This window comes from Trinickia symbiotica (assembly GCF_003028655.1).
Classification (GTDB): Bacteria; Pseudomonadota; Gammaproteobacteria; order Burkholderiales; family Burkholderiaceae; genus Trinickia; species Trinickia symbiotica_A.
Genome location: NZ_PYUC01000001.1, coordinates 127,818 through 139,972, shown reverse-complemented (window position 1 = coordinate 139,972; position 12,155 = coordinate 127,818). Strand labels below are relative to the sequence as shown.

Here is a 12,155-nt window from a genome sequence, read left to right as displayed (position 1 = left end):
ATATGCGAGGGCGGCGACTCAAGCCAGCGAACTACCGCCGCAAACCATGATCTGCTGCCCGGTAATGGCGCCGGCATCGTCCCGAACTAAGAACGCCACGAGCGCAGCGACTTCTTCCGGCCGAACATATCGGCCGATAGGCGGCATCTTCGGAGCGCTCGACGCCCGTTGCGGGTCGTTGAGCATCGGCGTTTCCGTTGCCCCGGGCGATACCACGTTGACGGTAATTCTGCGCGGTGCGAGTTCGATGGCCCACGAGCGCGCCATTCCCACCAGCCCCGCTTTGGCCGCGGCGTATTGGCTGCGGCCCGCCGCCCCGCCCGAGACACGGCTGCCGATCAACACGATACGTCCGCCATCGCGCATCGAGGGCACGAGTACGTTCGCAAGCGCGGACGCCGCGCCGACGTGGAGACGCCACATCGCTTCGCCGCTCTCTAAATCCAATTCACCGAGCTTCGCCGTTTTCATGAAGCCGGCCGCGTGAACGAGACCGTAGACGTTCCCTAGTCGTCGCAGTTCGGCCGCAATCGCCTGGACATCGTTCAAGTCCGCGCAAATGTGGCTAAACCGGTCATCCGCGATGTCGGGCTTGGTTCGACTCAGCCCGATGACCTCGTGACCGTCCTTCAATAGCCGCAACGCAATGGCGAGCCCGATGCCGGAACTCGCGCCGGTTACGACAGTTCGCTTGATCATGACTATTCCGGTAGTTTCGGCTCAGTGCGCATCGGATGCTGTCACTCCATTTCGTCCGCTTCCCCACCCGGCAGCGATACGCTCTCGATCGTCACGCCGGCGATGCCGTCGAAGGCCTGCAATCCCGCGTCGGGCGACGAAGCGTCGGTAATGAGCGTCCATGGCTTTTCGATGGGTGCCCAGTGCTGCTGGCTGTCGCGATTCAGCTTGTCGGAGGTGGCCAGCACGTAGACAACCGCTGCCTGCCGCATCACACATTCCTTCAGATAGGCCTGATCCGCCGTCGCTTCGCAAAGGCCACGGCCCGGCACGACACCGTCCGCGCCGAGAAACGCCTTGTCGACGGTGATGCGTGTCAGCGCGAGCTGCGAGATCGCGCCAAACGTGCTCATGCTCGACGCTCGCACTTCGCCGCCGAGCAACGTGAGTTGCACCTTGCTGCCCGCCAGTATCTGAGCGGCGAGCAGATTGTTCGTCACGACGTGAATGTCTTGCCTGCTCGCCAGTGCGCGCGCCAGCGCCGCAGTCGTCGTGCCGCTATCGAGAAAGATCGTATCGCCCTCGACGACATGCGTCGCGGCCGCCCGGCCTATTGCATCCTTCTCAGCCTGAAAGCTCTGCGCGCGCTGCTCGAGCGGCTCTTCCGGCGCGTGCATGCTGACCGATGCCGCGCCTCCGTAGGTGCGCAGAATCAAGCCCTCGTCCGCCAATGCGCGCAGATCGCGGCGGACAGTGGCTTCGGACATGCCGAAGTGTTCGCACAACTCGGCGACTTCCGTCATACCAGACAGGACTGCCTTGAGCATGGCCTCGCGGCGGCGGGCTACTTTCATTGAGTAATCGGTAACGGGTTCCGGGCGCGGCCGCGCGACGGCGGGCTGCGGCGCCGAGTGGGCGGCGCGGGCGTAGTTTATCGATTTCCCGCTCGCGATGTCTCAGAGCCCGGGACGGACGCGCATCTTCCGCGCCCATTCACGCTGCCGCTTGCTGCTTTGCCGATGCCCAGTCTTCGGTGACGCTGACGTACTTGATGCGCTGCCGGAAGTACGTGTACGCGATGTGCAGCCTGCCGTCCGGCGATTGCGCGATCGACGGATAGGAAAACTCGCGGTTCAGCTTCTCGGCGGAATTGTTCGTCATGCAATAGCCGTCACCCGTTTCGAGGTTGCGCGCGATCGGCCAGGTGCGCCCGCCATCGGTCGAAATGGCCAGCGTCATCGGCGCGCGTGGCGCTCCCCAGAATGCCGTACCGCGCGACGACGCCGCCTGGGCGATGAGCGTGCCGCTATCTTCCGCATCCTCGATGTCGTCATAGAGCGACGCGCGGCGTTCAACGCTGTCTTTCGCGCTGCTGTTGTTGAAAACGAGCCCGAGATGTCCGTTCGCCAACGCGACGAATTGGATCGACGAATTGTTGTTCGGCAGATCCAGCGGCTCCGGTACGCTCCAGCCACGGCCATCCTTCGAGCGGCTGACGTAGATGTGGTCAGCCCAGCGGCTGCGGAACAGCGCGATCAACGATCCGTCGGCGAGCGGCTGAATGTTCATGTGCACACAGCCGACGCTGCCTGGCACTTCGTGCGCCGCCCAACTCGCGCCGTCGTCGGTCGAGCGCATGACGACGCTGATGTCGTCGTTGCCCGACCAACGCTCGCCTGGCGCGACGCGACACCTGAAGACAGGACACAACCATGCTCCATCGGCCGCGATGACGATCGGTTGACGCACGAAGGTGCCCGGCTCGTCGAAGAGCGTGTCGATCGGCCCCCACGTACGGCCGCGGTCGCTGGAGATGCGGCGACGCACGATCGATGTGTTCTGGTGTCCGGACAATTGCGCCGTGTAGAGCAACCAGAGCTTGCCGTCGGGCGCTTGAAAGAGCACGGGATTCTGTTCGGAGCGGGTAGGATCGTCCGAGAGACGGACCGGCTCGCTCCAGACCGAACTGCCTTTGGCGAGTCTCGATAAGTAGACCGAAATGTCGGGGACACCCTCCTGGGTGCCGCCGAACCACGCGCAGAGCAGGTCGCCGTTGTCGAGTACGGCGAGATTCGCGGCGTGGTTTTGCACGGTTGCCGTTGGCAAATACGCGTCGGTGCGAGAGGCATCATCGCTGGCCGCATGCAATCGGCCCGGCATCGTCGTGGCGGGAGAGGGCAAGGTGGACTGACTGGTCATGGTGAAATCGTGAAGCGTCGATGCTCGAGGGCGGGTCTATACGGTTTTCTATACGGTCAAGCTGCGTAGGCATCACGAATCGGTGTTGTGCGCGATGCCTCGCCGCTCGGCTTGCCGGCCGTTGCTGCCGGCCGGACGGAACAGCAGTCTTTCGACCAACATGACGATCGCCGGCGTCACGAGCGCGACGTACATGTTGTCGATGCCGAGCGGATTGCCGAACAGATACCAGACAGTCGTCGCGATGGTCGCAACCACGAGTGCCGAAATCACACCGCGATTGCTGTTGAAAAAGGGCAGGTAGATGCCGATCAACGCGACGACGGTCACCGTCAGCCGCAACGCGCGAGTAAAGAACGACAGGGCGAGGATCTGCGGCACGAACAGCACGAAGATGAGCGGCACGAAGCCGACGACGAACGAAATCGTACGCGTCGCGCGCAGCTCTTGTTCCGGGGACGGCCGATATCGCGGAACATAGAAATCCTTGACGATCAGCGACGCGATCGCGAGGGCCACCGTACTGACGCTGACGAAGATCGAAGCGACGAGCGATACGGTCACCACCCCTGACAGCAGCGGATTCATGTGCTGCAGGAAGATCGGCAGCGCGTAAAGACTTTTGATTCCGGGAAACAGATACTTCGCGGCGACGCCGAGAAACCCGAGCGCGAGCGCGATCGGCACGCAGAGCACCGCGGCAATTAGCGTCGCGTTGCGCGCTTCGTTCGCGGACTTCGCGCCCGAGATCGCCTGGATGATGAACTGTGTTGAAAAAATAGCGCCCGCCGTCCCGATGATCCATGCACCGATGGTGCTGCCGCTCAATGCGCCGTTCCAGGTGAAGTATTTTGCCGGCATGCTCTGCATCATCGGCGCGATGCCGCCCGTCATCGAAAACGCGATCCAAACCAGGATGCCGATGCCGAGCAGTTTCACGGCGCTATGCAGAATCGTGACATACGCGACGCTCTTCAGGCCGCCCCACGCGAAGTAGACCGTGCTGACGATGGCGGTGATGAACGCGGCCGTCGGCAGGTTGACACGCAAGACGGTCGAGATCGCCGCCGCGCCGCTGATGTAGTTGCCGACGTTCACGATAAAAAGCGCGTAGATCATGATGGCCGACACAACGAGCTTGGCGGTCTTGCCATACTTCTGCGCAATGAAGCCGGAGATCGTGAACTCGCCGGACTTGTAGAGGCGCTTCGCCATGAAGAGGCCGAACAGGACGAAGCCGATCGATGCCGAGATCACGGACCACGACGCGGCGATACCGGCGTTGAAGGCTTCTTGCGAGGTGCCGATCGTCGATTTCGCGCCGATGTATTCCGACATCAGCAAAATGGCGATGACGACCGCCGGCGCAGAACGGCCCGCCACCATGAATTGTTCGGTCGTCTTGCTTCGCAGGCGGATGCTGATCCACGCCGTGACGACGATATAGACGACGACCATCGCGACGATGATGGCGCTGTCCCATACGGTGAAGTGATTCATAGCTGTCTCCAATGTTGTTCGCTGCGGGCGAGCTTTTTGTCTGCCGCCTCGTCATGCAAGCCGGGCGCGAACCCGGGCACGCGAAAGTGAAACGGCTCAGGCGGCCTCGACGGCGCGCCGCGTCGCCAGGTCCTGTGCCTGCTTGAGCGCTTCCAGCAAGCTGCGCTCATCGGCGATTCCCTTGCCGGCGATGTCGAACGCCGTGCCGTGATCGACCGATGTACGGATCACCGGCAAGCCGACCGTCACGTTGACACCGGCTTCGAGGCCCATCACCTTGACGGGGCCGTGGCCCTGGTCGTGATACATCGCCACGACGACATCGAAGTCGCCCCGGCCCGCGCGGAAAAACAGCGTGTCGGCGGGCAGCGGTCCTTCCACGTCCCAGCCGCGTTCGCGCAGCGCCTCGACGGCCGGCACGATCTTTTCCTCTTCCTCGCCATAACCGAACAGGCCGTTTTCACCCGCGTGCGGATTGATCCCGCAAACGCCGATGCGCGGTTGCTCGATGCCGGCGCGGATCAGCGTTTCGTGCGCGCGTTCGATCGTGCGCTGCACGAGGCCCGGTTCGATTCGGCGAATCGCATCGATGAGGCCGATATGCGTGGTGACGTGAATGACGCGCAGCCTCGGCGCGACCAGCATCATCGAGACTTCCGGAATCCCAGTGAGGTGCGCGAGCAATTCCGTATGACCCGGAAAGATATGCCCGCCTGCATGCAACGCTTCTTTGTTGAGTGGTGCGGTGCATATCGCGTCGAGCTCGCCCGCCGACGTCAGCTCCACCGTGCGCGCGATGTACTGATACGCGGCGTCGCCGGCGATAGCGGACAGCTTGCCGTACGGCAGATCGGCCGGAATCAGGCCGAGGTCGATGCAATCGACTTCGCCGTAGCGAAAGCATGCATCGGCGGGCGCGGCGATAGGACGGACCGTCAGCGTGACGCCGGCGCGCCGGCCCGCGTCGGCGAGGCGCTTCGCGTCGCCGATGACGAGCGGACGGCAGCCGTCGTACACCGATTCATGCGCGAGGCTTTTCATGATGATTTCCGGCCCCACGCCGGCGGCATCGCCCATCGTGATTCCGATTACGGGTCGATATGTCATTGCTTCCCCTTCCGAAGGCTGGCGCGGTGTTGGCGCATCCGCTGGTTGAGCGGCGGCGAGCCGCCGCCACGCGCGATACAGTGTTTCCGATTGCCCGAAGCCACCCGCTTTGGTGACGACGGGCATGATCCGTCCGTCGAACGGGGAGGTGAGCAACGGAACGCCGCGTTCGATTTCCTCGACGACCGTGAGCGCCGTGACGCCCATCGAGGACAACAGCGCGCGCGCCGTTTCTCCCCCCGTCGCGATCAGCGCCGCGGCGTGCCGAGCCGCGGGGGCGAGCTTGTCTGCAAGCAGTCGCGCAAGCAGCGGGCCATCGGCGACTTTCATCCGTTCGGCCTGACTCAATGCGACGACCACGTGGCGGCCACGCATCAGCGCATTCGTCACGCGGGTGGACAACGTGAGGGTGGCCTGGCCAACCGGGTCGAGCAGCGCTCGCGTGTCCAGTTCAAACAGATCTAGCGAGTCACCCGCTTTGGCTCGCAGCGCGGCGACTTGATCGTGCGAGACGCTCGACATGCTGCCGACCACTACCAGGACCCCGCGCGGATGCGGTGCGCCTGCCGTCGATGGCAGTTGTGCGTTCAAACGGGCGGGCGTCGATTTCGTCGGAGCATTTGCGACGAACGCTGCGATCTGCGGCGCGGCCAGTCCCGCCGAGCCGACCCAGAACACGCGCTCCATCGTTGCTGATGCCTGGGCGATGATCGCGAGGTCGTCATCGGTTTCGCTATCGCAGACGACCGCTTCCGATTGTTCGCGCTCGCAGGCGACGAGCCGTGCATGCAGCGCGGCCACGCCTTCGCGAATCTCGTCCAGGCCGATGTGCGCCACTCGCAGCCCTTCGCCGGCAAGCATCGAACGAATATCGGCTCGACCGGAAATGCGTTCGTTACGCCAGAGCTCGGATTGTTCGACCGGTACGCCGAACACGAACTGATGAGCGTCTCGCGTCGTTCTGCCGGCTTGCGGAAATGCCGGTGCGACGATGGCCATGCCCGCGAAGCGCGCGAGCGCCGCAACTTCCGCCGCGAAGTTTCCGCGCAGCGTCGAGTCGATTTTCTTGTAGATGAGGCGGCCGGTGGCATGCGCGCGCCATACCTGCTCGTTGATTCGCGCGGCATCGGCGGCGGCGAGTCGACGCGTGTCGGCATCGATGGCGAGCACGTCGACATTGCGCTCCATGGCTTGCGCGGCGTCGAGACTGACGATGCTCGCGAGCCCGTGGTGCGTGCAAGTCACGGCGCAGTCAGCGGTGCCCGACAGGTCGTCGCCGATGATCAACACACGAATGCGGTTTGCCGATGAGGAGTTCATGGCAGGAGCCGTTGGTAGATCGCCTTGATGTCGTCAAGACTCAGCGGCTTCGGATTGTTGCTGAGCAGGCGCTTTACTTTTGATGCCGCGATGGCGAGCGCGTCCAGATGCGCTTCGGAGACACCGAACGCACGCAGATCCTGTGGGATCGCGAGTGCCTGCGTCCATTCACGAAGACGATCCAGCAGCTTGTTCGCTGCCGCGGCGTCGTTATCATCGTGCCGTGCGATACCGAGCGCGAATGCGACGTTCGCGAGACGGCCGACCGTCGCATCGAGATTGAACGCCATCACGTGCGGCAGCAGCATCGAATTCGCAACGCCATGGGTGATATTGAACATTCCACCGAGCGGATAGGCGAGCGCATGAACGGCCGCGGTCCCGGCGGCCGTCAACGCCAGCCCCCCATACATCGAGCCGAGCAGCATCGCCTCGCGTGCCTTCAGCGAGTGGCCGTTTTCGTATGCCTCGAGCAGGTTCGCTCCGATGAGCCGCATCGATTCCATCGCGAACATGTCGCTGATCGGATTCGCTTTCGTCGAGATATACGACTCGAGCGCGTGGATGAATGCATCCATGCCCGTCGCGGCCGTGATCGGTTTGGGCAGATCGAGCGTCAGCGTGGCATCGAGAATCACAAGCTGCGGCAGCAGATGGCGGCTCACGATGCCGACTTTCAGCTGCTCGTCGGGCAGCGTCACGATTGCGTTGGGGGTCACTTCCGAACCCGTGCCCGAGGTCGTCGGGACGAGAATCAGCGGTACGCCGGGCGATGCGATCAGATCGATGCCGAGCCATTCGCGCAGCGGCTGCCGATTGGTGAGGCGCGCCGCGAATAGCTTCGCCGCATCGAGCACGCTGCCTCCGCCGATCGAAAGAACGGCGTCGGGCGCAAACGGCTCGATCTGCTCGCGATAGACGGTTTCGACGTTTTCGATGGTCGGCTCCGGCTGTACGTCGCGGACGATCAGCGCCTGAATGTCCCGCTGTTCGAGCGCGGCGACGACACGGCCCGCCACGCCGTTGAGTTCCATCACTTCCTGCGTGATGAAGGCGATGCGACGGATTGGGCGATCGAGCAGTGCGAGTTTTTCCGGCAACTGATCGAGGCTGTTGGCGCCATGCACGACGTGCTTGACGGTCTGGAAGTGGTAAACGGAGCTCATATCGGAGTCGGAATCTGTCGGCCGAAGCGTTGTACTGATACAGATATCGCGTAGCGGTCAGCTCACACGCGGATAGAGGGCGAGCGCTTTCGCGAGACGTTCGCGCGCGGCGTCATCGAGCGGTTGCGCCGGCGCGCGCGCGGGGCCGGCAGGCATGCCGAGCATCGCGGCCGCGGTTTTCAGCACGACGGGCATCGTGCCGAGGGCGAATGCGTCGCGCAGTGCACGCAGCGATTCTTGCGCGCGCCGGGCCGCATCGATTTCACCGGCTTGGAAGTGATTCCAGATCGACATGACGACACTGGGTACCGCGTTGGTCGTTGCCGCGACGGCGCCGTCGCCGCCCGCGATCAACGTCCAGAGGATCATCGAATCGGTGCCCGTAAACACGGCAAAATCGTCGCGACGCAAGTTGATCAGTTGCAGCAATCGATCGAAATCGCCACCGCTATCCTTGATGCCGCGAATGTTCGGTATCTCGGCGAGTCGCCGCACGGTGTCGATGTTCAGCGTAACCCCCGCTTTGGCGGGGATCGTATAGAGCATGACGGGCAGCGACGTGCCGCGTGCGATGCGTTCATAGTGGACGAATAATTCCTGTTGCGTCGCTCCGTTGAAGTACGGCGTGATCACCGAAACAGCGTCGACGCCTACATCCTTCATTTTTTGATTCAACTCGATGACATCGCGCGTGGCGTAGGCGCCCGTTCCCGCGATGACGGGGACACGCGAGCGGGCCTGATCGACGGCGATGCGCGCGATGCGCAGCTTTTCGGCCTCCGACAACGCGATGAATTCACCATTCGTGCCAAGCACGAAGAGACCGTGGACGCCCGCATCGATGAGACGGTCGACGAGCGAGCGCAAACCGCCTTCGTCGACCTCTTCGTCTGCGGTCATCGGGGTGATGAGGGCGGGGATGATTCCCTTGAACGTGATTGACACTCGCAAGTCTCCACAAAGCCTGTCGAACGGCTAGGAGCCGGTCGGTTACTTCATAGTTTGATTGGATCGATCATTTCCGGCGGAGGTTTCGCCTGGCAGCTTAGTCAGCGCCTCGTGAAATGACCGTTTCAGGCATTGTATGTGATCGATTTGATCGAATCAACCACGTGTAAACCCGCCGTTTGATCGGAACGAGCATTTTGTGGCGTCCCCTTCCCCACGCGTCCGCGTTATGGCGAAGTCGTAGCTTCCATCGCCTCAAGTTTCGCGGCCGACTCGCTCAGTCCTTTGAAGATGCGAGCCGCCACCCGCTCCGGGAAGCCGCGCGGCAGCGAGGAAGATACGGAGTGGATGACCCCCGGAGTCTGGTCAAGAATGCTCGCAATGAGCGGTTCAGCGTCCCGTCCGTAATGACATAGCTGGGCAGTAACGTTGAAATGGCTTCGCTTGATGTCTCGCATCCGGTAGTGCCGGCTGCGCCCCCACAACGCCATCGCCAGTGACGCCTTGTGCCACGACCACTGGTTGCCTCCGTCGCCTTCCACGGGCCAGATCGACATGACATCGTAGAGGGGCGTCATGTGAAACTGACCGCCTGCGAGCAGCCTGATGCTGAAGTTCTTGGCATGACCGTCCGGTGCTGCCAGCAGCCAGAAGATAATTTGAGCGCGCATGAAGTTCGCGATGTCCTCGTTCGCACGCTGCGACTGTCGCAAGATACCGGCGATTTCTTTCACGCCCGGCCCGCCATGCGCCTCGTACTTGAGATGCGGGGAGACGCCGAGCGCTTGGCAAAAGTCCTCCTGCGGGAGGCGCAGCAGTGACCCGCTGCGCGAGTAGGCGCGATCGAACCGCTCGACGCAAAGCGCTTTCTGGCCGCCGAACGTGATGATTTCGGCATTCGGGACCGGCAAGCCATACGCGCGGAGGATGGCCAAGCATAGCCATTCGTTTTCGACGGATGTGTGGAAGTCGACCTTCTTCTGTCCGATCAGTCCGAGCGGCAATTTCAGAATGTGCGAAGTAGGCGTGGCGCCGTGCGGGAGCAGCCACTGATCGCCGACGCGCAGCAACGCTGTTTTCTCCTGGGCACCGGCAAGCGAAATGCGGAATGTGTCTTCGTCGTCATCTGGCCAGACAGGCTCAGCGCCCAGCATCCGTTGCAGCATAAGCTCGACGTCTCCTTCGGAGAGCGCCGTGCCTTCGATCCTGTCGGCGCTTGCGGGCGTCTCGTCTTCACCGAGCAACTGGACGGCGCCGATACAGTCGCGTCCGATGGCTTGCAACAGGTCGAAGGCGTCGGTGGTCTTGGTCTTGAAGCGAGTTGCGAGCCGCTTGCGAATCTGGGCGCTGTCCGGGAGCAAATTGTCGAAGAAGTTTTCGACACGTGCGCCCCTTAGAGGCAGATTGCCTATGCCAAATGGCAAAGACAATGACAGCGGGCGGCCCGCGGGCGATTGTTTCCAGCTCTCGGCGTAGCGCAACTCCGCGTCGCCGGTCGACGGGATGATCCAGGTGCCGATGCGTTCGCCATTGCCCCAGATAGATAACGCGCGCGAGTGCGATCTGCGGCCCATGCTGACTACCACTCCGGCTGTTCGGACGAGGCACCCGACGGCTTGGCATCCCGCGATTGCACGCACAGATCGAGGTCGTACAGCGCGAGGAGCGCCAGGATCTGATCGAGGGAGATACTGCCTGTGGCCACCGTTTCAAGCGCAGACAGCCTGGGCTGCCCGGTGCCGAGCCGCGCCGCCGCTTCGGCCTGTGTGAGGCCCTTGCTCTTCCTGGCGGACAGCAGGATCTCCGCCATCTGCGCCGCGGTCTTCACGATGATCTTCATGGATATTCCTCACGCGAATAAACGCAGTTTATGCCTATCAGGCATAAACTGCAAATATCACTAATAGGAATAAACGTCCGGTATTCGTTACGGAGATAAGGCAGCGGCGCCTACACCGCCTCGCCGCTGCGGCCCGTGACGCGTTCACGTTCCAATTGCGCCAGATGCCGCAGCAGCTTCGTCACCATCGCGACAACGGTGAGCGCGAGAACCACGAAGAACACCGCGAGCGGAGTGAGGATATGCACGGACACGAATCCCGCGAGCCCCATCATGGCCGACGACACGAGCAGCAGCGCACACCCGAGGATCGCGCTCGTCAGGCCGGCGATGTGCGGGAACAGTGAATTGCCCTTGGCCATCAGCGTCGGATACATCGCGCCGGCACAGAAGCCCATGACGAGCACCGGCGCCGACAGCGTCCAGACGCGCAGGCCGACGGTCAACGCAAGCACCAGCATCGCAATCGACGCGGCCGTCATCACGCGTACACCGATATGCAGCCGCTGCTCCGCGCTCGGCAGGCGTGGCCCGTGCACGCGATTCGACAGCCCGCCCAGGAAGTACATCATCCCGATGCCGAGCGCGAGGTAGCCGAAAAAGGTTGGCGGCTTTCTCAGCGTGTTCTGCACCATGAACGGTCCGACGATGTTGAACACGAGCAGGATGCTGTAGCAAAGCCCCTGCGCGAGGAAGCAGCTTTGGAACACGGGGCTCGAGAGCACTTTGCGCGTGTTCCTCGCCAGCGTGCGCAGTTCCAGGTGCACCGGTCGAGGCAGCGTCTCGCGATAGCGCCACACGATCGCCCACATGACGAGCGAATAGACGAGCAGAAAGACGAGGCAGGCCTGCCAGCCAAACCACGTTTGCAGGTGTGCGCCGATCACGGGCGCGATGATCGGTGCAAGCCCCCACGCGATCCCCATGTAGGTGAACGCGTGCATCAATGCCTGTCCGGAAAACGAATCGGTGATGATCGCCTTCGCGAGCAGATTCGTCGCGGCGATGCCGAAGCCTTGCAGGCAGCGGGCGAGGACGAACGTTTCCAGATTGGGGGCGGCCAGCGACAACAGGCAGCCCAGCGTAAAGATGACGAGCCCGAATGCGAGCACGCGCTTGCGTCCGTACGCATCGGCGACGGGCCCGAAGACGAGCTGGCCGAACGCGTAAGCCGCCATATAGCCGGACACGCTCGACTGGATCGCCTGGGGCGAGGTCGCGAAAAAACGCGCCATTGCGGGTAGCGCCGGCACATAGATGTCGATTGCGAGCTGCCCGGCGGAGGCGAACAGGCAGATCATGAAGAGAAGAAAGCCCGGCGAGTTCGGTGTGCGCAAGGCTGTGACGGAGCAATCGGCGTTGTTTTGGCTCATGACGGCGTCTAAGGCTGTGATCCC

General features: G+C 62.8%; 10 protein-coding genes. All 10 read right to left on the bottom strand.

Features of this window, described 5'->3' with window-relative positions:
• Positions 1-18: 18 nt before the first annotated feature.
• Positions 19-699, bottom strand: coding sequence for an SDR family NAD(P)-dependent oxidoreductase (locus C9I57_RS00630; protein WP_107148725.1), 681 nt, complete (start codon positions 697-699; stop codon positions 19-21).
• Between the two features lie 41 nt (positions 700-740).
• The gene (locus C9I57_RS00625) at positions 741-1,532 is read right to left on the bottom strand and encodes a DeoR/GlpR family DNA-binding transcription regulator (RefSeq protein ID WP_107148724.1); all 792 of its coding nucleotides are present in this window, start codon (positions 1,530-1,532) and stop codon (positions 741-743) included.
• Between the two features lie 139 nt (positions 1,533-1,671).
• Positions 1,672-2,877 (bottom strand): sialidase family protein, encoded by a 1,206-nt coding sequence (locus C9I57_RS00620; RefSeq protein ID WP_107148723.1) that lies wholly within the window; start codon positions 2,875-2,877, stop codon positions 1,672-1,674.
• Positions 2,878-2,949: 72 nt separating this feature from the next.
• Complete coding sequence (locus tag C9I57_RS00615; RefSeq protein ID WP_107148722.1) at positions 2,950-4,377, bottom strand: sodium:solute symporter family protein; 1,428 nt, start codon at positions 4,375-4,377, stop codon at positions 2,950-2,952.
• A gap of 96 nt (positions 4,378-4,473) precedes the next feature.
• The gene (gene pdxA / locus C9I57_RS00610) at positions 4,474-6,804 is read right to left on the bottom strand and encodes a 4-hydroxythreonine-4-phosphate dehydrogenase PdxA (protein ID WP_107148721.1); all 2,331 of its coding nucleotides are present in this window, start codon (positions 6,802-6,804) and stop codon (positions 4,474-4,476) included.
• Positions 6,801-7,970, bottom strand: coding sequence for an iron-containing alcohol dehydrogenase (locus tag C9I57_RS00605; protein WP_107148720.1), 1,170 nt, complete (start codon positions 7,968-7,970; stop codon positions 6,801-6,803). The genes pdxA and C9I57_RS00605 overlap by 4 nt, the downstream gene beginning before the upstream one ends.
• Positions 7,971-8,027: 57 nt before the next feature.
• Entirely contained in the window at positions 8,028-8,915 is an 888-nt protein-coding gene (gene dapA, locus C9I57_RS00600; protein WP_107148719.1) for a 4-hydroxy-tetrahydrodipicolinate synthase, read from the bottom strand.
• A gap of 230 nt (positions 8,916-9,145) precedes the next feature.
• Positions 9,146-10,492, bottom strand: coding sequence for a type II toxin-antitoxin system HipA family toxin (locus C9I57_RS00595; protein WP_107148718.1), 1,347 nt, complete (start codon positions 10,490-10,492; stop codon positions 9,146-9,148).
• Between the two features lie 5 nt (positions 10,493-10,497).
• The gene (locus C9I57_RS00590) at positions 10,498-10,758 is read right to left on the bottom strand and encodes a helix-turn-helix domain-containing protein (RefSeq protein WP_107148717.1); all 261 of its coding nucleotides are present in this window, start codon (positions 10,756-10,758) and stop codon (positions 10,498-10,500) included.
• Positions 10,759-10,868: 110 nt separating this feature from the next.
• Positions 10,869-12,131: a multidrug effflux MFS transporter gene (locus C9I57_RS00585; protein ID WP_107148716.1), complete on the bottom strand. Its 1,263-nt coding sequence runs from the start codon at positions 12,129-12,131 to the stop codon at positions 10,869-10,871.
• Positions 12,132-12,155: the final 24 nt, after the last annotated feature.